We start from the raw sequence: 20,679 nt of genomic DNA, 5'->3' as shown, positions 1-20,679 counted from the left end.
CGGCATTAATTACGATGGCGCAATAAAAAATTCGAACTGTGCGGCGCAGACGACGGTGGCGGGGTGGCCCTGCGAGGCCTTGGTGTGGACCACCGCCACCCGACGCCCCACCCTGATCACGCGCGGAAAGGCGATCAGTTGGTCGAGGCGCATCGACGCGAGAAATTGGATGTTCACGCTAACCAGACGTGGAAGGTCGTCACGTTCGAGGCGTCGAGCGAGCTCGATCCCGCTCGCGAGCTCAAGGAAGGCTGTGACGGCACCGCCGTGGAGCGCCTGGACGATTGGGTTGCCGATCAGTTCTGGCGTTGGGGATAGTGTCCACATTGCACCCGCTTCGGCAACGTCGATCATCCCGCCGAGCTTGGCCGAGAAGCCCGACGTCATCATGCAGGCGGCGCTGTGCGGGTCCAGCGTCATCTCGCAACCGGCCTGTTCATCGCGAAAACCCCCTGCGCTGCGGCGAAAATGTCTGCGGGTTCACGGTCCCACGCCTCGGCCCGGACGAACGCCATCGTCTCCGACAATTTGTAGCAATGGGCCCAGGCCGTCACGGCGCAGGTCGCGATCGGAGCTCGCACGTGGTCGATCTTCAGATTCAGGGTGGAGATCGACAGGCCTTGTGATCGCGACATGATCGCTCCACCGCAGGCATGATCGATCAGGCTCGCAACGACGCCAGCGGCGATCGCGCCGCCGCCGTCAGTGAGATCCGGGCGGCACGAGAGCCGCATCGAGCAGAGGCCGTCACCGAGGGACAGGGTCTCCAGGCCGAGCTCCTCGCTCCAGGGGATGGCGGGCATTGCGTGTTCCGGGTCCAAGTCATTCTCCTGGCAATGCGAAGCAGGCAAGTTCCATCAGAACGAACACTCGGTCAACTTCAGCCATCAAAAACGGAACCACGCGGTTTACATATTTGTATTAGCACGGTAGTTCGAACCAGTCTATGGAGACTAGTTCGAACCGACTGCTCGTGTTCGCCGTGGTGGGCGTACTACTGTTCACGCTGGTGGTCTTCACCCTCTGGATCGTCTCTGCCCGCAATCCCGACGGAAGAGATTATCTGATCCGGTTCGATCAGAGCGTCGCCGGCATAAATAAGGGATCCTCCGTAACCTATTCCGGAGTGCCCGCCGGGTCGGTGACGTCGATTCGCCTAGACGCCCAGGAGCCGTCAATGGTGCTCGTGACGGTCCGACTCGACCGGAACATTCCGGTCCTGCAAGGCGTCAAGGCGTCGATCTCGCGCTCGTTTTTCAGCGGCGACGCGACCGTGACTCTCGACGGCGCAACCAAGGGTGCCCCGCCGATCGTCCAGGCCGCTGGCCAGGACTTACCTGAAATCCCCTCCAAGAAAGGAGGTCTGCTAGGATCGGGCGGCGACCCGATGGCACTCGTCGCCAAGATCAGCCGGACGGTGGACGACGTGTCGCGCAATCTCGACCCGAAGGGGCAGGAACGGCTGAGCCGCCGATTGGCGGCGTTCGCGGCCGGTTCAGCCGTTTGGCCGAGACGGGCCGCGCGCGTAACTGATCGCCTGACAGGCCTGGACGGACGCGTCGCGCGTTTCGGCGACGCGGCTGCTGGCGCCGGTCTGGGCGCGGACCGCCTGCGAAAACGACTTGCGTCCGGGCGGGAGAAAGGGTTCGCAGGGCTGAACGACCGGTTGGTTGGCGCCCGGCGCGGCATTGAGAAGTTCGGCGACAATGTTGCTGCGGCACGGCCGAAGATCCGGGCGTTCGATGATCGACGTCGCGCCATCACCGACCGCATTCGCTCTGTCCGCTCGACGACCCGGGATCTTCAGGAGAAGGCGGAGGACATCGATCGCGGTGGCGTGCGCCTCGGCGCACCCCGCCTCCCGGATTACCGCCCCCGCGCAAATCCGGTCACCCCGCCCAGCGTCCAGCAGCCCAACCGATGAGCAAGCCGCCGATCAGGCCGGTGCCAAGCACGGGCACGAAAGCCTTGGTGATCACAGCGTACGGCAGACTTACGAGGGTTGCGACGATTGCCCCGACCGCCCAGGTCGGCAGCGGCATCTTGACCAACGAGATGAGGAAGCCGATCGCAAATCTGCTTAAGAAGGCCCCGGTTAGCGCGGCCCGCTTGTCGGCGAATGCCAAGGGCAGCATGAGGGCCACGTCGATCGCTCCGAAGACCATTCCGGCCACCACGCCAAACACCAGTGGATTCATAATTCCCCTCTGAGCGGCTTTGAGCACGGCCAACTATCGCCAGCGCCTAGATCTTGGGATCTTCAGCTTGTGACCGCCTCGGCAGATGCGGATTTCCGATTAACATCGGATCGCGCGACTCTTCTATCGTCAACGATAGACCTGGTGCTATGGTAGTTAGAGGAGGCGAGGTTGGCAGGCGAGGCGAAGAGGATAGGCGTGGCGCGCGCGCGGCGAACCGGAAGGCCGACCGCCGCCGATGCGGTCCGGCTAACAGGTCATATTCTAAAATGCGCCCGGGACGTCTTCTTCGAACACGGCTTCGACGAGGCAAGCGCCGACATGATCGCCGCGCGCGCGCGCATCTCGAAGCGTACGCTCTACGCGAGGTTCGGCAGCAAAGCGCGGGTGTTCGAAGCCGTCATCCTGGATGAGATCGACACGCAGCTAAGGGCGCTGGAGCCCGCCGTCGACAGCAGTCTCAACGTAGTCGATCAGCTGCAGTCAATCGCAGACGTATTGCTGGAGTGGCTGTTGACACCGCGGATCGTGTCGATGGAGCGTGTCGTGACTGCCCAAGCAGTCCGGTTTCCGGCGCTTGCGGCCAACATCCACGAATTCGGCTTCCAACGTGCCGTCCAGTGGGTAGGTAGCATCCTCGCGCACGCCACGGCAAAGGGAGAACTCGCACTGGCCGATCCGGTGTTCGCGGCCGAGCAGTTCGTCAATCTGGTGGTCGTCGCCCCCATGCGCCGGTCGGCGCTCGGACTCGCACCTGCCAGCTACGACGCCAGCGCAAGAGACCGCATCCGCCGGGGGATCAGGCTATTCGTCGGCGGCTGCATGCCTCCGGGGGCTCGCGAGGCGAGTGGGGGGTGAGCCGCGTGATCGACGATATCCCGCTAGGCGAGCGGGCGAGGCTGGCCGAACTCGCCCGCATCTTTGCTCGCCATGGACTCGTTGGCCTGGCCGTTCGGATAGGACTGGAACCCGGTCGTGTCGGCGCGCCCGTGGCGCCCGACGCGCCCACGCGCGTAGTCGCCTTGCTCCGCGATCTGGGGCCGGTCGCAGTGAAGCTCGGTCAGCTGCTGGCGACGCGGGGAGATCTGATCGGCCCGGAATGGGTCGCGGCCCTTTCAACCCTGCAGGACCAGGCCGCGCCGCTGCCGTTCGATCAGATCGAGCCGGAGCTGGTCGTCGCGCTCGGTTCACCAATCGACGAGGTTTTCGCGCGTTTCGACCGCGAACCGTTGGCTGCGGCGTCCATCGCGCAGGTTCATGCGGCGGCGCTGCCGGACGGCACCGAAGTGGTCGTCAAGATCCGACGCCCTGGTATCGCCGCCCGAATTGACGCAGATCTACGGCTGCTACGCCGCCTCGCTCGATTGGCCGAACGGCGCTCGCCCGAACTGCGTCGCCTCAAGATCGACGACTTGCTGCGCTTCTTCGCCGAAAGTCTGTCGCAGGAGTTGGACTTGAGCGCGGAAGCAGCGGCGTGCGAAGACATGGGATCGTTTCTTGGCGCGTTGGGTGTGCGGACGCCCCGGTTCTTCTGGAGTCACGTCGGTCGCCGAGTGAATGTGCAGGAACGGCTGCAGGGTGGCTCAGTCCGGAGCCTTGTCAATGAAATGGAGCAAGGTCAGGCATCGGCGGTGGCGCGCCAGTACGCCGACGCCGTGCTGCGGATGATTATTTTCAACGGCCGGTTTCATGCCGACCCCCATCCCGGCAACGTTTTCGTGCTGAAGGACGATTTGATCGCGTTCATCGATTTCGGAGCAATCGGCACGCTAACCCCGGCTCGTCGATCGGAACTCGTCGCCCTGGTGCTGGCGATTGCCGGTGACGATCCGCGAGCCGTAGCACGCCTTCTCCTGCGCTGGTCCGGCGATTATTCCGTCGATGCGGGCGCGTTGGAGCGTGAGCTAGAGGCCCTGATCGGTCAGTTCCGGGGTGCGGTGCTTGAACAGATCGACCTGTCCGACATTTTCAGCCGGGTCTTCGCCCTGCTTCGGCAATACCGCCTTGCTTTGCCGCCAGACCTGGCGCTCCTCCTTCGCACTCTGCTCACAGCGGAAGGCTTCGTGCGCGGTCTCGATCCTCAGTTCGACATTGCGACTAGAGCGATGCCGATCGCTCGCGAACTCGCTCGTGAAAGGTTGAGCCCGGCCGAACTCGGCAGAAGCGGGCGCAGGCTTGCGGCCGGTCTCGGACGATTGGCAGCCGCTTCTCCCGAATTGATAGAATTGGTAGAAAAGATAGCCCGGTCTGGAGCGATACCAGTCCAGGTATCGAAGGACCTCCCAGGGTCGGTTGCCGGCCGGCGGGCCCCCTTGTCGGACGTGCTGGTCGCGGGCCTGCTCGTCGCCGGCGCCGTGCTTCTAGAGCGAAGCCCGCACGCTGCGGCGGTAATGTTCGTGTTTGCTGGTGTCGGCTTGGCGGCGAGATGGCTGAAGCGCTGAGTAGTCGGGGTGGACCTGGACTCGGTTCGGATCAGCGGCACGACCGCTGATGTATCAGGCGATGCAAGCTTGGCGGTGGCAGTGCAGACCGGGGCTGGCGAGGAGATCGCCTCCGAGTTATTTCCCTTCGCGTTTTCTGCCAAGCTCGATTTGGTGGCGCAGCACGCTGACGATGTGGTCGTGCTCGAGGTAGATTTGTCGAGCTGGTATGGCGACGAGCCAGATGATGACGACGATGATGGGCCGGCAGATCAGGTATCATCCGACGAGGATAGAGAGCCGTTCTGATGCAGCAATGAGGGTAACGCCAATGGGCGGCTCCTGACGAGACCAGCCAAGCGGTATGTCACGACAGAAACGGCCAATTAATCCAAACGACAGTCGTTCACAGCCACGACGCCAAGCGTGTGAACCGATGGCAGCTTTCAGGGGCGCGCCGACTTGACCCGAACGACCGAGGTGAGGGCGCGTAGCTGCCATCGAACATAGCCACATCGAACGGCAGCTATCCGCAAGCTACGCCCCAATACCTGCCGTTCCGGATCGTCGAACATTGCTGCCGCTGGGCGGCGCGCGGCCAGATGTCCACTGTCGGAAATTCGATGCGGACCCTCGCAAGGAAAGGATTGAGGTCCCAAAACCGCTGCCATCCTCACCAACCTCGTCCCGGCTCGGGCGGAATCAAAAGCGATCATGAACGGACAGCGCACTGCTCTTCCCCAATGTTTTAAGTCCGCCGAGTGCTCGCGGCAATTGTGCACTTGACTGTGCACCTGCGCTGATTCACAGATTAGTCGAACGACCAAAAACGATGGAAATCTGCCGTAGCTTACCAGATTTCGGATGAGCGCAATCTCTCGGTCGGGAATCCAGTCGTCCCGACCAAGGATTTCCCCCAGCATATCGCCGCCAATTTCCGCGACGCCCCGCGAATCGGGGGTCAGAGCGTCAGCGCGCGCAGATAATCGCGGCATGCGGCGAGCGATTGCAGGATCGGCTGGACGTGCGGCGGCTCCTGCTCGACAAAGCCATGCATGACCCCGGCGCGCTTCGCCGCGCGCAGCACCCTTGGCCAGTCGATCACGTCGTCGCTCCCCACGACACCGGTCGAAAAGTCGCTGCCATAGCTCCCCGCTTCAGGACGGCTGTGCAGCCCCTTCACGTGAATCAGCCGGATACGGTCGCCGTGCCGATTGAGCATATCGACCGGATCTGCGCCGCCCGCGACCGCCCAGGCGATGTCGAGTTCCAGCTTCACCAGTTCCGGATCGGTCGCCGCTATCAGCATGTCGAGCCCGCGCTTGCCGTCATAGCGCGCAAGGTCGAACGGATGGTTGTGATAGGCGAGCATCAGCCCCGCGCGCTTCGCCGCCGCGCCGAAGCGGGTCAGATCGGCGGCATTTTCCGCCCACGCCGTCGGCGTCATCGCCTCGTGCATCGCGTCGATCCAGTCGCGGCCTTGCGGCAACGGTCGGTCTGGCTGCGGCGAGGATACGACCAGCCATTTGGCGCCGAGCGCTTTCGCATCGGCGATGCGGCCCGCCGGGTCGGCGCGAAGATCGCCCATCGCGACATGGGCGCTGACCGCCCGCAACCCCGCCCGGTCGAGCGATTCGCGAAACGCGTTCGCGCTGCGTCCATGCAGCCCCGCCGTCTCGACCTCGCGAAAGCCGAGCCGCCCGAGCGCGCGGAGCGTGCCGTCGAAATCGGCGTCCATCTCCGGCTTTACCGACCATAGCTGCACGCCCAGCGGCCAGGGATAGGAATCGTTGTCGGCGGCAAGTGCGGGCGCGGCGGCAAGCGAAGCTCCGGCCGCGAATGCCTCGATCAGTGTTCGCCTTGAAATCATGGGCCGAGTGTCGGCAGTCGCAGTCGATGGCGTCAATCGAAAAAACTCGTCCGAACGGGGAGCGATTTTGCGCGGGGCCATGCTATGTTCTGCCGGAAATCAGGGAAGAGATTTATCCGGGCGGCGCCTGATCGCCCGAACAATGGGGCGATGGACGGTCTTACAGGCTGTGACGCGCCGTCTCTCCAACCAGGGGACCGGACCATGAACGACGACAATCCGATCGGTATCAACCGGCGCGAAATGCTGGCCAGCGGTTTCGCAACCGCCGCGGCGACCAGCGTGCCGATATCGGCCCAGGCGAAACCGCAACCCGCCGATCAGCCGAACCGCATGAAGGTGACGATGACCGTCAACGGCGAAAAGCGCACGCTCGACCTCGACACGCGCACGACGCTGCTCGACGCGCTGCGCGAGCACCTTGAACTTACCGGCACCAAGAAGGGCTGCGACCATGGCCAGTGCGGCGCGTGCACCGTCATCGTCGATGGCCGCCGAATCAATTCGTGCCTCAGCCTTGCCGTGATGCACCCGGAGGCGGAGGTGACGACGATCGAGGGGCTCGGCAAACCCGACAAGCTCCACCCGATGCAATCGGCCTTCATCAGGCATGACGGCTATCAATGCGGATATTGCACGCCGGGGCAGATCTGCTCGGCGGTGTCGACGCTTCAGGAAATGCGCGACGGCATCCCCAGCCATGTCACTGCCGATCTGGAGGGCACGCCCCCCTTCTCCGTCGATGAACTGCGCGAACGGATGAGCGGCAATATCTGCCGTTGCGGCGCCTATTCGAACATCATGGAAGCAATGCTCGACGTTGCGGGAGAACGGGCATGAGGGCGTTTTCGTTCGAACGCGCGACCTCGCCGGCCGAAGCGGCGGCTGCGGTCGCGCGCACGCCGGGCGCGAAATTCATCGCCGGCGGCACCAACCTGCTCGATCTGATGAAGCTGGAGATCGAAACGCCGACGCATCTCGTCGACGTGAACGATCTTGGCCTCGACAAGATCACGCCTACCGATGATGGCGGGCTGCGCATCGGCGCGCTGGTGCGCAACACCGATCTTGCCGCCGACAACCGCGTGCGGCGCGATTACGGCGTACTCAGCCGCGCGCTGCTTGCGGGCGCATCGGGCCAGCTTCGCAACAAGGCGACGACCGCCGGCAACCTGTTGCAACGGACGCGCTGCCCCTATTTCTATGACCCGGCCATGCCCTGCAACAAGCGCAAGCCCGGCAGCGGCTGCGCGGCGATCGGCGGGTTCAATCGCAACCTCGCGATCATGGGCGTCAGCGACAAATGCATCGCCACGCATCCCAGCGATATGGCGGTGGCGATGCGCGCGCTCGATGCGACGGTCGAAACGGTGAAGCCCGACGGCAAGACCCGCGCGATCCCGATCGCCGATTTCCACCGCCTGCCCGGCGATACGCCGCAGATCGAAACCAACCTCCAGCCCGGCGAATGCATTACGGCGGTCACGCTGCCCAGGCCGATCGGCGGCAAGCATGTCTATCACAAGGTTCGCGACCGTGCGTCCTATGCCTTCGCGCTGATCTCGGTCGCGGCGGTGGTCCGCGACGACGGCACCGGGCGGCTGGCCTTTGGCGGGCTGGCGCACAAGCCATGGCGCGTCGAAGCGGCCGAGGCGAAGATCGGAGACGGCGCCAAGGCGGTTACCGACATCGCGCTCGCCGGCGCGAAAACGACACCACAAAACGCGTTCAAGCTGCCGCTCGTCGAGCGCACGCTGGGCGGAATCCTTACGGAAGCGAGGGCCTGAGCCATGAAGTTCGACAAGCCCGCAGGCACAAACCCCATCGACCGCAAGATGGTCATCGGCAAGGCCACCGACCGCATCGACGGCCCGCTGAAAACCACCGGCACCGCGCCTTATGCGTATGAACGCCACGATGTCGTGGCGAACCAGGCCTATGGCTATATCGTCGGATCGACCATCGCCAAGGGTCAGATCGCGTCGATCGACACCGCCGATGCCAAGGCGTCGCCCGGCGTGGTCGGCGTCGTGACATGGGAAAATGCCGGTAAGCTCGGCACCTCGCACTGGCATACCGCGCGGCTGCTCGCCGGGCCGAAGGTCGAACATTACGACCAGGCGGTCGCAATCGTCGTTGCCGACAGTTTCGAAGAAGCGCGCGCGGCGGCAAAGCTGATCCGCGTCCAGTACAAGCGCGCCGACGGACAGTTCGATCTTGCCGCGCAAAAGGCATCGGCAACCAAGGCGGGGGACGGCGCCGACAGCGCGGTCGGCGATTTCGCATCGGCCTTTGCTAGCGCGCCGATCCACCTCGACCAGCAATATACGACGCCCGACCAGAGCCATGCGATGATGGAACCGCATGCCAGCATCGCCGCCTGGGACGGCGACAAGCTGACGCTGTGGACATCGAACCAGATGATAAACTGGGCGGTTGACGCGATGAGCGATCTGCTGCTGATCCCCAAGGAAAATGTCCATGTCATGTCGCCGTTTCTCGGCGGCGGCTTTGGATCGAAGCTGTGGGTTCGCGCCGACGCGATGCTTGCGGCGGTCGGTGCGCGCGTAACGGGCCGCCCCGTCCGCGTAACGTTGACGCGGCCGATGGTCTTCAACAACACCACCCACCGCCCGGCGACGATCCAGCGCATCCGCATCGGATCGGACAAGGACGGCAAAATCACCGCGATCGGCCATGAAAGCTGGTCGGGCGACCTGCCCGGAGGCGGCCCCGAAGGCGCCACCAACCAGACGAAGAAGCTCTACGCCGGCGCCAACCGCATGACCGCGCTTCGGCTCGCGGTGCTCGACCTGCCGGAGGGCAACGCCATGCGCGCGCCGGGCGAGGCGCCGGGGCTGATGGCGCTCGAAATGGCGATGGACGAATTTGCCGAAAAGCTCGGTATGGACCCGGTCGAGGTTCGCATCGTCAACGACACACAGGTCGATCCCGAAAATCCGAATCGTCCCTTTTCGCAGCGCAATCTGGTCGGATGCCTGCGTAAAGGTGCAGAAGCGTTCGGCTGGAACAAGCGTAATCCCAAGCCTGCGAGCGTGCGCGACGGCCGCTGGCTGGTGGGCATGGGCATGGCCTCCGCCTATCGCGGCGCGCCGGTAATGAACTCCGCCGCGCGCGTCGATATCGACAGGAACGGCGTCGTGACCGTCGCCACCGACATGACCGATATCGGCACCGGCAGCTACACCATCATCGGCCAGACCGCGGCAGAGATGATGGGCGTTCCACTCGACAAGGTCGTGGTGAAGCTCGGCGATTCGAGCTTTCCCGTCTCCTCGGGCTCGGGCGGGCAATGGGGTGCCAACAGCTCGACGGCGGGTGTTTATGCCGCGTGCATGGCGCTGCGCGAAAAGGTCGCGGCGAAGCTGGGGCTCGATCCAAAGAGCGCGGTGTTCGAAAACGGAACCGTCAGCGCGGGCGGCAAATCGGCCCCCCTCACCGATGCGGCGGGGCTGTCGGCCGAAGACAGGATCGAATTTGGCGATCTGTCGCGCAAATATGTGCAGGCGACCTTCGGCGGTCATTTCGTCGAGGTCGCGGTCGATGCCTATACCGGCGAGATGCGTATTCGCCGGATGCTCGCGGCCTGCGCGGCGGGGCGTATCCTCAACCCCAAATCGGCACGCAGCCAGGTGATCGGCGCGATGACGATGGGCGCTGGCGCGGCGCTGATGGAAGAACTCGTGGTCGACAAGCGCTTCGGCTATTTCGTCAACCATGACCTCGCCGAATATCATGTGCCCGTCCATGCGGACATTCCGCATCAGGAGGTGATCTTCCTTGAGGAAGAGGACCCCACCTCCTCTCCGATGAAGGCGAAGGGCGTCGGTGAGCTCGGCATCTGCGGCGTCGGTGCGGCGATCGCCAACGCGATCTACAACGCCACCGGCGTTCGCGTGCGCGAATATCCGATCACGCTCGACAAGTTCGTCGAACAGATGCCGCGCGTCGCCTGATCCGGGTATCACCCGGGCGCATTGTCGAAATTACCGGGCGGCGCTTCCGCCTGTCACATGATCGTGGCAGAAGCGCCGCCATGCGACCTTTCCGATTCCTCGCCGCGCTCGCGGCCGCCACCCTCCTTCCCGCCTGCGTTACCCAGCCCGCCGCCGCACCACCCCAGCCAGCGGCGCAAAGCGCAGCGGTCGAGGCGAAACAGCCGGTCACGATCCTCGTGTCGATCGACGCGTTCCGCCCCGATTATCTCGACCGCGGCGTGACGCCCAACCTGTCGCACCTCAAGCAGACGGGCGTCTTTTCGGCGATGCGCCCGTCCTTCCCGTCCAAGACCTTCCCCAATCACTGGACGCTCGTCACCGGCGAATATCCCGACCATCACGGCATCACCGCCAACAAGATGGAAGATCCGGAACGCCCGGGTGAAACCTTCACCATGGCGACCGACGATCCGTTCTGGTGGAACGCGGCCGAGCCGGTCTGGGTCGCCGCCGAAAAGGCAGGCATCCGCACCGCGACGATGTTCTGGCCCGGATCGAACGTCGCCTGGGGCGGCACGATGGACGCCAAATGGCCGCACGACATCACCGGCGGCACGCGGCCCGAGGACTGGCAGCAGTTCAACCAGGCGATCAACGGCACGCAGCGCGTCAATGCGGTGCTCGACTGGCTGCGCCGTCCCGCTGCGACGCGGCCCAAATTCGTGACGCTTTATTTCGATACGGTCGACACCGCCGGTCACATGTACGGGCCGAACGATCCACGAACGACGAAGGCTGTCGCCGGTGTCGATGCCGATATCGGCATGCTTGTCGAGGGGCTGAAGCGGCTCGACCAGCCGGCCAATCTCGTCATCGTCGCCGATCACGGCATGGCGGCGATCTCCAAGGACCGCGTCATTCCGCTCGACCGCTTCGTTCCGGCTGCGGAATACCGCGTCGTCGAAAGCGGCAGCTATGCCAGCCTGTGGCCGACCGAAGGGCACAAGGCCGAGGTCGAAAAGGCGCTGCTCGGCAAGCACGATCATATGACCTGCTGGCGCAAGGGAGAGATTCCGGCGCGGTTTCATTACGGCACCAACCGCCGCATCCCGCCGATCTTCTGCCTTGCCGATGATGGCTGGACGATCACCCCCGACAGCACGATGGCCGGCCATGACGGCGGCAATCACGGCTATGACAACAAGGCGCCCGACATGGCCGCGCTGTTCATCGCCCATGGCCCGCGCTTTGCCCGGGGCGTCACGCTGCCGTCGTTCGATAATGTCGATGTCGAACCGTTGTTGCGCGACCTGATCGGCCTGCCGCGCAACCCGCATGACGACGGCAGCGATGCGCCGTTCAAGGCGGTCCTCAAACCCCGGGCGGCGAACGACTGATGCAGTATTTCGAAGATATAGAGGTGGGCGCCAAAGACCGTTTCGGCAGCTATGCCGTGACCCGCGAAGAGGTCGTCGACTTCGCGCGCAAATACGACCCGCAGCCCTTTCACCTGTCCGACGAGGCAGCCGCCGAAACGCATTTCGGGCGCCTGTCGGCGAGCGGCTGGCACACCTGTGCGATGACGATGGCGATGCTGGTCGAAAATATGAAGACGAAGCAGCAGGCCGGGCTCGGATCGCCCGGCCTCGACGAATTGCGCTGGCTGAAACCCGTCTATCCCGGCGACACGCTGCGTTGCGAAAGCGAGGTGCTCGACAAGCGTGCATCGAAAAGCCGCCCGGAAATGGGCAGCTTTCGCAGTCGCACCACCGTCTTCAACCAGGACGATGTGCCGGTGATGACCTTCGTCTCCACTGGCCTCATCCGCCGCCGGCCTTAGGGCCGGTCGCCGCCGTCGCGTTCGCGGGCCTCGCGCCGCGCGCGAAATTCTCCGGCCGCGTTGCGCCGCTGATAGGTTCGGCTGCTCGATCGACGATCGCCGTCGCGGTCATGATCTCTCCATTCGCCGCGATCGGGCCGTTCGCGACCGCGCCATTCACGGCGGTCTCCATCGCCGTCGCGGCGGCGGTCGAAGCCGCGCCAGTTATTGTCTCGCCGGTCCCCCCGCCAATGGTCGCGGCGCTGCTGCCAATAGCGCTGCTGCGTCTGGTTCCAGCGATAGGGCCGGCGGTAGCGGTCATAAACATAATAGCCGGTGCCGGGGTAATAATAGCCGTTGTACCAGCCCCAATAGGGCGCACCATAGCTGTCGTAATAGCCGTTCCCGTAATAGCCGCCGTCATAATAGCCGCTGTTATAGGGGTCGTAATAGCCGTCGTAATAACCGCCCGATCCATAGCCGACCGAAACGCCGCTATAGCCGTAACCATCGGTACAGGCAGCAAGGCCCAGGCCGGCGGCGAGAACCAGACCGGCGGTAGTCAAACGCTTTGCGAACATGGGTTTCGTCTCCCGAAACGAACCGACATCCGGTGGCGTCCGCGCACCTGCGCGACCGAGTCGATTATCGTTTATACCATGTAAACGCAGTTATTTGACGGGCTGTTCCCGCAGCACTCAATCGCCGTCGAAAGCGACCAGCGCGCTGACGCGGATACCGTCACTGCGCAGCGCCTCGGCGCCGCCGAGATCGGGCAGGTCGATCACGAATGCCGCCTGTTCGACCGTCGCCCCGGCCTTGCGCAACAGCCGCACCGCCGCCCGCGCGGTGCCGCCGGTTGCGATCAGGTCATCGACGAGCAGAACCTTCGCGCCGGGTGCGCATGCATCGGCATGAATGGTGATCCGGTCCGACCCATATTCGAGGGCATAATCCTCGGCGATCGTCGCGCCGGGCAGCTTGCCGTCCTTGCGGATCAGCAGCACGCCCGCGCCCAGCGCCAGTGCAATTGCCGGTGCGAAGACGAATCCGCGCGCCTCTATGCCGGCGACCAGGTCGATCTCGCCCTCGACCTGTTCGAGCATACGCTCGACGGAGAGCGAAAGGCCCTCGGGATCGAGCAGCAATGTCGTGATGTCGCGAAACTGTATCCCTGGCTTGGGAAAGTCGGGGATGGTGCGGATGCGCCGCCTGATATCCTCGTTGGCGGCGCCGTCCACGATCAATGCTTCACGTCGCGCCAGATATTCTTGTACGCGCCGAACGTCAGGCCGATGAAGATCAGCAGGAACAGCACCGCCGCATAGCCGGTACGGTGGCGGGTCATCATGTCGGGCTCGGCAGTCCAGGTCAGGAACGCCGCGACATCGGTCGACATCTGGTCGATCGTCGGCTTGGTGCCGTCCTCATACTGCACCTGTCCGTCCGACGTCAGCGGCGGCGGCATCGCGAGGTTCAGCGTCGCGAAATACGGGTTGTAGTGCAGTCCCGGCGGCGTCTTGGCGGTCGGGAACTTCTCGAGCAGCTCGGCCGGCTGCGGACGATAGCCCGTAATCAGCGAGTGGATATAGGCCGCACCGCCCTCGCGCGCCTTCACCATCAGCGAAAGGTCGGGCGGTACCGCGTTGTTGTTGGCGGCCTTGGCCGCGGTTTCGTTGGCGAACACCAGCGGGAAATAATCCGACGGCTTGTTGGGCCGCGTGTCGGGCTCGCCGGTATCCTTGTTCACTGACGGCTGCGGGATCTGCCACTGTTCGGCAATCGCCTTCACCTGCGCTTCGGAATAGCCGATGCCGGTCAGATCGCGGAACGCGATGTGGCGCAGCGAATGGCACGCCGAACAGACTTCCTTGTACACCTGAAAGCCGCGCTGGAGCTGCTGCTTGTCCCAATGGCCGAAGGGGCCGTCGGATGCCAGGTGCAGCGGCTTGGGTTCGAGGTGGAATTCCTCGGCCGCGCCTTCCTGGGGCGGGTTGTGGATGAGCTCGCTTACCGTACCCCACAGCGCGATCAGCAGAACGAACGCGAACGCGGCGCCGATAAGATAGTTGAGATATCGCAGGATCAGCGAAACCATGATTGTCTTTGCCCCCTATTCGGCCGGCGCGGCTTGTTCGCCGCCGACCGCCGTCTCGCTCATGCGCGAACCGCTCTCACCCTTCAGCACCGCCTCGGTGATCGAATTGGGCAGCGGGCGCGGACGCTCCAGTGCCGACACGATCGGCAGGATGACGAGGAAGTGCAGGAAATAATATGCGGCGCTGATCTGCCCCAGGATCAGATAGGTGGGCGTCGCTTCCGAACCGCCGACCCAGCCGAGCACCAGCACATCGATCAGCAGGATGCCGAGGAAGATACGGTACACCGGGCGATAGTTGCTCGACCGCACCGGCGACTTGTCGAGCCACGGCAGGAAGAACAGGATCAGGATCGATCCGAACATCGCCAGCACGCCCCACAGCTTCGCCGGCAGGATGAAATCGGCGGTAAACGAACGCAGGATCGCGTAGAACGGCCAGAAATACCATTCGGGAACGATGTGCGCCGGCGTCGAAAGCGGGTTCGCCGGGATGTAATTGTCGGGGTGGCCCAGATAGTTCGGCGCGAAGAACAGGATCAGCGCGAAGACCAGCAGGAACACGCCCACGCCGACACCGTCCTTGGCGGTGTAATACGGGTGGAACGGCACCGTGTCCTGCTCACCCTTCACCTCGACGCCGGTCGGGTTCGACGACCCCGGAATGTGCAGCGCCCAGATGTGCAGGATGATGACGCCCGCGATCACGAACGGCAGCAGATAGTGCAGCGAGAAGAAGCGGTTGAGCGCCGCCTGGTCAGGCGCATATCCGCCGAGCAGCCAGATACGGATATTCTCGCCGACGATCGGGATCGCGGAGAAGAAGCCGGTGATGACCTGCGCGCCCCAGAAGCTCATCTGGCCCCAGGGCAGCACATAGCCCATGAAGGCGGTCGCCATCATCAGGAGGAAGATGACGACGCCGAGCAGCCACACCATCTCGCGCGGGGCCTTGTACGAACCGTAATAAAGGCCGCGAAAGATGTGCGTATAGACGACGATGAAGAACATCGACGCTCCGGTCGCGTGCGCATAGCGCAGGAACCAGCCGGCGTTGATGTCGCGCATGATGTGTTCGACCGAATCGAACGCCACAGCCGAATCGGCGGCATAGTGCATCGCGAGCACCACGCCAGTAATGATCTGGATCGCCAGCGCGGCGCCGGCGAGCACGCCGAAATTCCAGAAATAGTTGAGGTTGCGCGGCACGGGATAGCCCGCGCCGATCGCGTTGTACGCCAGCCGCGGCAGCGGAAGCTTTTCGTCCAGCCACCGCATGACCGGGTTTTTCGGCCGATACTGCTCTGCCCAGGGAAAACTCATGATGTCAGGCCTCGCCTACCAGAACGGACGTATCCGAAGTGAATTTGTAATCCGGCACGAAGAGGTTCTTCGGCGCCGGACCCTGCCGGATACGCGCGGCGGTGTCGTACATCGACCCGTGGCAGGGGCAGAAATATCCGCCATAGGGGCCGCGATTCTCGCCCTCGCCCGCGCCCAGCGGAACGCAGCCGAGATGCGTGCAGACCCCCAGCGTGATGAGCCAGTTCTTGTGGCCCTCCTTGGTGCGCTGCTCGAGCGTTTCGGGATCGCGAAGGTCCGACAGCGGCACCGCATCGGCCTCTGCGATTTCCTTCTGCGTCAGGTTGCGGACGAACAGCGGCTGCTTGCGAAAGCTGGTCGTGATCGCCTGGCCCGGTTCGATCGAGGAGAGATCGACCTCGGTCGTAGAGAGCGCGAGCACGTCCTCCGACGGGTTCATCTGGTTGATCAGCGGCAGCGCGATCACGCCTGCACCGACGCCGGCAAAGGCGACAGCGCCGATCGACAGATAGTCGCGACGCCGTGGATTCTCTACCGTTTCTTCGAAAGGTTCCGGACTCTCCCCGGGAGGGACAGCATTATCGACCGTTGCCATGCATCAACCCTTGCAAACCATTTCTCACGCTTCAACGCCCCCCAGCGGAAATGGCGCGGAAGGCCCCCTGCGCCGAGCCACTCGAATGGCGGCTGCCCGGGGTGATAAACACCAGCGAGCCGTTTTGCCAACAGCAATTTCCCATCATTGGCGCAGCACCCGGCTTGCGGCTATGCGATGAAGCATGCGCATCGCCCTGTTTCAGCCCGATATTGCCGGCAATGTCGGCACCATCCTCCGCCTCGCGGCATGCCTCGGCACGCCGGTCGACCTTATCGAACCCATGGGCTTTGCCTATTCGGATCGCGCCCTGGCCCGCGCGGGAATGGATTATGCGGCACTGGCGCAGGTCACGCGCCATGCCGACTGGGACGGTTTTTCCCAGGCACTGCGCGGCCGGCTGGTCCTGTTGACGACACGCGCGCAAACGCGGCTGCCCGATGCGGGTTTTCGCGAAGACGACACGCTGCTGATGGGCTCCGAAAGCGCGGGCGCCCCCGATTTCGTCCATGACCGCGCCGATCTGCGCGTGCGCATCCCGATCGCATCCGAATTTCGATCCTTGAACGTCGCGGTCGCGGCGGGCATCGCTCTCGGCGAAGCATTACGCCAGACCGGAGGATGGCCCGCATGATCGAACTCGACGCCGAACAGCAGCGCGCGCGCGACTGGTTCGAAAGCCTGCGCGATTCGATCTGCGCGGAGTTCGAGGCGATCGAGCGGGAGGCCGGCTCCGACGCCGGTTTCGAATATACGCCGTGGGACCGCACCGATCCCTCCGGCAGGCCCGGCGGCGGCGGGGTCCGCGGCGTGATGAAGGGTAAGGTCTTCGAAAAGGTCGGCGTCAACGTCTCGACCGTCGGCGGCATGTTCGAAGGCGAGTTCGCCAAGACCATCCACGGCGCGGGCGACGATCCGCGCTTCTTTGCGACAGGCATCAGCCTCGTCGCGCACATGGCCAATCCGCATGTACCGGCGGTTCACATGAACACGCGCTTCCTGGTCACGACGAAACGCTGGTTCGGCGGGGGCGCCGACCTCAACCCGCCGATTCCCTATGACGAGGACACGGCCGATTTCCACGCGGCGCTCAAGACCGCCTGCGACGCCCATGATCCCGACCATTATCCGCGCTTCAGGAAATGGGCGGATGAATATTTCTACATCCCCCACCGCAAGGTACATCGCGGTGTCGGCGGGATTTTCTACGACCATCTCGAAGGCGATTTCGAAGACAATTTCGCCTTTACCCAGGATGTCGGCCGCGCCTTTCTGTCGATTTTTCCCAAGCTTGTCCGACGCCGGATGGGCAGCGAATGGACTGCGGGCGACCTCGACCGCCAGCGCGCATGGCGCGGGCGCTACGCCGAATTCAACCTCGTCTATGATCGCGGCACTCTGTTCGGGCTCAAGACCGGCGGCAATATCGACGCGATCCTGATGAGCCTGCCGCCGGTCGCGACATGGGACTGATCCCCGTCCGCGGCAGCGATCTCGCCACCGTCGTCACCTCGCTGGAAATGACCGAGCGACCGCGCCCCCGGCCGATGCCCGATGCGCCGCTCGACCTGGTGCGCTGGCCCTCGCCGACGCTGGCGCGCTACCGTGAGCTGTTTCGCCGCGTGGGTTCGCCATGGCTATGGTATTCGCGCCTCGCGATGGCCGATGCCGATCTTGCCGCCATCGTCGAACATGCTGGCATAGAGATTTTCGCCGTGGTCGACCGCGACGGGGTAGAGGTCGGCATGCTCGAACTCGATTTCCGCGAGGCGGGCCAGTGCGAGCTGTCCTATGTCGGGCTGGTGCCCGAACTGACCGGAAAGCAATATGGCCGGTGGCTGATGGCGCATGCACTGGGAATGGCATGGCGCGCCGACATCGGGCGCGTGTGGGTGCATACCTGCACGCTCGACCATCATCACGCGCTGGGCTTCTACCGCGCGAGCGGGTTCGCGCCGTTCAAACGAACGCTTGAGACCTTTCCCGACCCCCGCGTCACGGGGCTGCTCCCGCGCGACGTCGCGCCGCACATTCCGCTGATCGACTGACGCGCGCCGCTCAGCTCATGCGGCGGTAGATCGCGATCTTTATCAGCGCTTCGGCAATCGCGATGACCGTGCCGATCGCCGCCGTCGCTGCGGCGAATATCGCCTCGAAAACGGGGCTGGCGCTCCCGCTGCCGAGCAACGCGTCATGAAAGCCGCCGATGACCGAGGTGGCGACCAGCCCGGTCATGAAGATCACCGCGGTCACGAAGAACAATATCCAGCCATGGCCGCGCGTCAGTTCGATGCTGCGGCCCAGCGCGTCGATCGGGTTGGTGCGCCGCTCGGCGATGACGACGATGCCGACCAGAAAGGTCCGGCCCATCGCGTACAGGCCCGGAATGATGAACAGGATCGTGCCACCGAACACGAGCAGTTCCATGCCGATCAGTGCCAGCACCAGCGGCAGGAACAGCGCGGCGACCTTGCCCATCGCCTCGCCGACGCGCGGCCGTTCGCGCTGGAACAGCATGTACAGCAATGCCGCGCCGAACGTCGTCACCAGTGCGCCGGCGATCACATAGGGCGCGGTGGCGAGATAGTAATCGAACAGCGCGCGCGTCGCCTCGATGCTTCCCGCGCCCTGGTCGGACTGGAGCGCAAGCGGTGGATCGGGCCGGAACAGCCCCGTCGCGAACAATGGCAGAAAGAAGAATACTCCGCCGACGCGCAGCAGCAGATCGCTGTTCTGCCGCCAGATGGCGAGCGCGTCGGCCAGGGCGGCGCCGATGTCGAGTTTCATGCGGGTACGGTTGCTCCTCTCGCCGGCCCCGAAGCGGTCGCGACATATAATTTGGCGACGAAGGCCGCCTGGATCACGCTGAATACGGTCGCGACGATGCCGACCGCAATCGCGGTCAGCACATGCGCCACGTTGATCGTCCCGTCGCCGCCGAGCAGCAGCAGCAAGACCGCGCCGAACGCGCTTTTCGCCGCGATCTGCGCGACCAGCGAAACGACGATGTAAAGCAGTACGACGCCGATGATGCCCGCGGTCAGCCCGCGCGTAAGCGCCCAGGACCGCGTGATCGCACGGATGCCCGCTCGCTCCGCGACCAGGACCGGCGTCGTCAGGATCACGCGTGCGCCGAGGATCAACAGCACCGGGACGAGCAGGATGCCGTAAAGGACCGCGGCCGCCAGTCCGCCGGGCGACATCGCGCCCGCCGGCGCTTCCGCTCCCGGAAGATTGACGCCCGACGCCCACAGGATCGCGAACAGCGGCGCAAGCAGCAGGAGCAGCGCCACCAGCAGCACCAGCCCCACCCCGATCACCGCCGGCAGCCGGCGAAGCGCGATGCGCGCCGCGGTCTGCCCGCTGACGATTTCGATCGCGAGCGCGGTGATCGCGACCTGCGCCCAGACGGTGACGAGGATCTGGGCGATGCGGATCACGACCAGCGCAGCCCCCAGCGAAGGCTCCGCATGCATCTGCAGCGGCTCCAGCGTCTGCCATATCGTCGCGGGCACGAATATGCCGGCCAGCGCGATCGGCAGGACCTGCCCCAGGTGATTGCCAAGGAATTCCGTTGTACGGTCCCAGACGGTTCCCATCTTGACCATGGTTCCACCCACCCTCAATTGCTCGTTGATCTGCGGTCTACTCGCGCCTCCCGGAAATGCCAATGCTCCCAACCGTCCTGGAAAACAGTCAGTCGATCGTCCGCGACGGCGTCGAATGGCGCATCGCGCGCGAACCGGTCGGCTATCCCGAAGCGGTTGCGGCGATGGAAGCGCGCGTGGCGGACATTCAGCGCGGAGAAGCGGACGAACTGGTCTGGCTGCTCGAACACCCCCCGCTCTACACAGCCGGCACCAGCGCCGAGCCCGGCGACCTGGTCGATCCGCGCTTTCCGGTCTTTCCCACCGGACGCGGCGGCAAATATACCTATCACGGCCCGGGCCAGCGCGTCGGCTATCTGATGCTCGACCTCGGCAAGCGCGGGCGCGATGTGCGCCGATTCGTCCATTCGCTGGAAAACTGGCTGATTTCGAGCCTGTCCCGGCTTGGGATAGAAGCATGGGCGGCGCCCGAGCGGGTTGGCATCTGGACCGACGATGGCGGGCAGGAGGCAAAGATCGGCGCCATCGGCATCCGGGTAAAGCGGTGGGTCACGCTGCACGGCTTTTCGATGAACATCAGCGCAAATCTTTCAGATTTCGGGGGAATAATCCCTTGCGGCCTTCCCGAATTTCCCGTCACCAGCGCCGAACGGCTGAACGATGCGATTTCGCTGGAAACCTTTGACGCGGCGCTGGCGTTTACCTTTGCCGAGTTTCTCGCCAGCCTGTCCGGCGGCGCAAAAAACGACTCTTGAGGCAGATGGCCTAAGCGATTAATGTCCAGCCCGG

At 64.3% G+C, this 20,679-nt stretch carries 24 protein-coding genes; 13 read left to right on the top strand and 11 right to left on the bottom strand.

What is annotated here, in order from left to right; translation table 11 throughout:
• Positions 1-9: 9 nt before the first annotated feature.
• Positions 10-420 (bottom strand): PaaI family thioesterase, encoded by a 411-nt coding sequence (locus J7S20_RS14585; protein WP_284054967.1) that lies wholly within the window; start codon positions 418-420, stop codon positions 10-12.
• Positions 417-803 (bottom strand): PaaI family thioesterase, encoded by a 387-nt coding sequence (locus J7S20_RS14580; RefSeq protein ID WP_284054966.1) that lies wholly within the window; start codon positions 801-803, stop codon positions 417-419. The genes J7S20_RS14585 and J7S20_RS14580 overlap by 4 nt, the downstream gene beginning before the upstream one ends.
• 143 nt (positions 804-946) lie before the next feature.
• Between J7S20_RS14580 and J7S20_RS14575 the strand changes: the two genes are divergently transcribed.
• A complete protein-coding gene (locus J7S20_RS14575; RefSeq protein ID WP_284054965.1) occupies positions 947-1,924 on the top strand; it encodes an MlaD family protein in 978 nt (325 codons plus the stop codon).
• Here J7S20_RS14575 and J7S20_RS14570 read toward each other — a convergent pair.
• On the bottom strand, positions 1,890-2,198 hold the full coding sequence (locus J7S20_RS14570) for a hypothetical protein (protein ID WP_284054964.1): 309 nt from the start codon (positions 2,196-2,198) through the stop codon (positions 1,890-1,892). The genes J7S20_RS14575 and J7S20_RS14570 overlap by 35 nt on opposite strands.
• Positions 2,199-2,369: 171 nt before the next feature.
• On the opposite strand from J7S20_RS14570, the gene J7S20_RS14565 reads away from it, so the two are divergent.
• The 3 genes from J7S20_RS14565 to J7S20_RS14555 are packed head-to-tail and all read left to right on the top strand — an operon-like array spanning position 2,370 to position 4,927.
• On the top strand, positions 2,370-3,056 hold the full coding sequence (locus J7S20_RS14565; RefSeq protein ID WP_284054963.1) for a TetR/AcrR family transcriptional regulator: 687 nt from the start codon (positions 2,370-2,372) through the stop codon (positions 3,054-3,056).
• A gap of 5 nt (positions 3,057-3,061) precedes the next feature.
• Positions 3,062-4,639 carry an ABC1 kinase family protein gene (locus J7S20_RS14560; protein WP_284054962.1) on the top strand — a complete coding sequence of 526 codons (1,578 nt, stop codon included), beginning with the start codon at positions 3,062-3,064 and terminating at the stop codon, positions 4,637-4,639.
• 9 nt (positions 4,640-4,648) lie between these two features.
• Positions 4,649-4,927 carry a hypothetical protein gene (locus J7S20_RS14555; RefSeq protein ID WP_284054961.1) on the top strand — a complete coding sequence of 93 codons (279 nt, stop codon included), beginning with the start codon at positions 4,649-4,651 and terminating at the stop codon, positions 4,925-4,927.
• A 652-nt stretch (positions 4,928-5,579) separates the two neighbouring features.
• Here the strand turns inward: J7S20_RS14555 and J7S20_RS14550 are convergent.
• Positions 5,580-6,488: a sugar phosphate isomerase/epimerase family protein gene (locus tag J7S20_RS14550; protein ID WP_284054960.1), complete on the bottom strand. Its 909-nt coding sequence runs from the start codon at positions 6,486-6,488 to the stop codon at positions 5,580-5,582.
• 204 nt (positions 6,489-6,692) lie between these two features.
• Between J7S20_RS14550 and paoA the strand changes: the two genes are divergently transcribed.
• The 5 genes from paoA to J7S20_RS14525 all read left to right on the top strand — a co-directional run bounded on the left by paoA (position 6,693) and on the right by J7S20_RS14525 (position 12,287).
• Positions 6,693-7,328, top strand: a complete 636-nt coding sequence (gene paoA, locus J7S20_RS14545; protein ID WP_284054959.1) for an aldehyde dehydrogenase iron-sulfur subunit PaoA — start codon at positions 6,693-6,695, stop codon at positions 7,326-7,328.
• A complete protein-coding gene (locus J7S20_RS14540; protein WP_284054958.1) occupies positions 7,325-8,275 on the top strand; it encodes an FAD binding domain-containing protein in 951 nt (316 codons plus the stop codon). Before paoA ends, J7S20_RS14540 begins: the two co-directional genes overlap by 4 nt.
• Before the next feature lie 3 nt (positions 8,276-8,278).
• Positions 8,279-10,465: an aldehyde oxidoreductase molybdenum-binding subunit PaoC gene (gene paoC, locus J7S20_RS14535; protein WP_284054957.1), complete on the top strand. Its 2,187-nt coding sequence runs from the start codon at positions 8,279-8,281 to the stop codon at positions 10,463-10,465.
• 80 nt (positions 10,466-10,545) lie between these two features.
• Positions 10,546-11,844 carry an alkaline phosphatase family protein gene (locus J7S20_RS14530; protein WP_284054956.1) on the top strand — a complete coding sequence of 433 codons (1,299 nt, stop codon included), beginning with the start codon at positions 10,546-10,548 and terminating at the stop codon, positions 11,842-11,844.
• The gene (locus J7S20_RS14525; RefSeq protein ID WP_284054955.1) at positions 11,844-12,287 is read left to right on the top strand and encodes a MaoC family dehydratase; all 444 of its coding nucleotides are present in this window, start codon (positions 11,844-11,846) and stop codon (positions 12,285-12,287) included. The genes J7S20_RS14530 and J7S20_RS14525 overlap by 1 nt, the downstream gene beginning before the upstream one ends.
• Here the strand turns inward: J7S20_RS14525 and J7S20_RS14520 are convergent.
• The 5 genes from J7S20_RS14520 to petA form a co-directional block, all read right to left on the bottom strand.
• The gene (locus J7S20_RS14520) at positions 12,284-12,847 is read right to left on the bottom strand and encodes a hypothetical protein (protein WP_284054954.1); all 564 of its coding nucleotides are present in this window, start codon (positions 12,845-12,847) and stop codon (positions 12,284-12,286) included. The two genes, J7S20_RS14525 and J7S20_RS14520, sit on opposite strands and share 4 nt — an antisense overlap.
• 117 nt (positions 12,848-12,964) lie before the next feature.
• Entirely contained in the window at positions 12,965-13,507 is a 543-nt protein-coding gene (locus J7S20_RS14515) for an adenine phosphoribosyltransferase (protein ID WP_284054953.1), read from the bottom strand.
• Between the two features lie 2 nt (positions 13,508-13,509).
• On the bottom strand, positions 13,510-14,352 hold the full coding sequence (locus J7S20_RS14510; RefSeq protein ID WP_284055094.1) for a cytochrome c1: 843 nt from the start codon (positions 14,350-14,352) through the stop codon (positions 13,510-13,512).
• A 27-nt stretch (positions 14,353-14,379) separates the two neighbouring features.
• The gene (locus J7S20_RS14505; RefSeq protein ID WP_284054952.1) at positions 14,380-15,687 is read right to left on the bottom strand and encodes a cytochrome b; all 1,308 of its coding nucleotides are present in this window, start codon (positions 15,685-15,687) and stop codon (positions 14,380-14,382) included.
• A 4-nt stretch (positions 15,688-15,691) separates the two neighbouring features.
• Positions 15,692-16,282, bottom strand: coding sequence for a ubiquinol-cytochrome c reductase iron-sulfur subunit (petA, locus tag J7S20_RS14500; RefSeq protein WP_284054951.1), 591 nt, complete (start codon positions 16,280-16,282; stop codon positions 15,692-15,694).
• A 184-nt stretch (positions 16,283-16,466) separates the two neighbouring features.
• Here petA and J7S20_RS14495 point away from each other — a divergent pair, with 184 nt between their 5' ends.
• From J7S20_RS14495 to J7S20_RS14485, 3 genes are read left to right on the top strand one after another with little or no spacing between them, the layout of a single operon-like run.
• Positions 16,467-16,916, top strand: coding sequence for a tRNA (cytidine(34)-2'-O)-methyltransferase (locus J7S20_RS14495; protein ID WP_284054950.1), 450 nt, complete (start codon positions 16,467-16,469; stop codon positions 16,914-16,916).
• A complete protein-coding gene (gene hemF / locus J7S20_RS14490) occupies positions 16,913-17,755 on the top strand; it encodes an oxygen-dependent coproporphyrinogen oxidase (protein ID WP_284054949.1) in 843 nt (280 codons plus the stop codon). Before J7S20_RS14495 ends, hemF begins: the two co-directional genes overlap by 4 nt.
• A complete protein-coding gene (locus J7S20_RS14485; RefSeq protein ID WP_284054948.1) occupies positions 17,746-18,330 on the top strand; it encodes a GNAT family N-acetyltransferase in 585 nt (194 codons plus the stop codon). Before hemF ends, J7S20_RS14485 begins: the two co-directional genes overlap by 10 nt.
• 10 nt (positions 18,331-18,340) lie before the next feature.
• Here the strand turns inward: J7S20_RS14485 and J7S20_RS14480 are convergent, their stop codons facing one another.
• Positions 18,341-19,069 (bottom strand): hypothetical protein, encoded by a 729-nt coding sequence (locus J7S20_RS14480; RefSeq protein WP_284054947.1) that lies wholly within the window; start codon positions 19,067-19,069, stop codon positions 18,341-18,343.
• A complete protein-coding gene (locus J7S20_RS14475) occupies positions 19,066-19,890 on the bottom strand; it encodes a hypothetical protein (RefSeq protein WP_284054946.1) in 825 nt (274 codons plus the stop codon). Before J7S20_RS14475 ends, J7S20_RS14480 begins: the two co-directional genes overlap by 4 nt.
• 62 nt (positions 19,891-19,952) lie before the next feature.
• Between J7S20_RS14475 and lipB the strand changes: the two genes are divergently transcribed.
• Complete coding sequence (gene lipB, locus J7S20_RS14470) at positions 19,953-20,645, top strand: lipoyl(octanoyl) transferase LipB (protein WP_284054945.1); 693 nt, start codon at positions 19,953-19,955, stop codon at positions 20,643-20,645.
• Positions 20,646-20,679: the final 34 nt, after the last annotated feature.

It is taken from the genome of Stakelama marina (assembly GCF_018122655.1).
Taxonomy (GTDB): Bacteria; Pseudomonadota; Alphaproteobacteria; order Sphingomonadales; family Sphingomonadaceae; genus Sphingomonas; species Sphingomonas marina.
The sequence above is the reverse complement of the archived record's forward strand: the minus strand, read 5'-3'. Positions and strand labels throughout refer to the sequence as shown.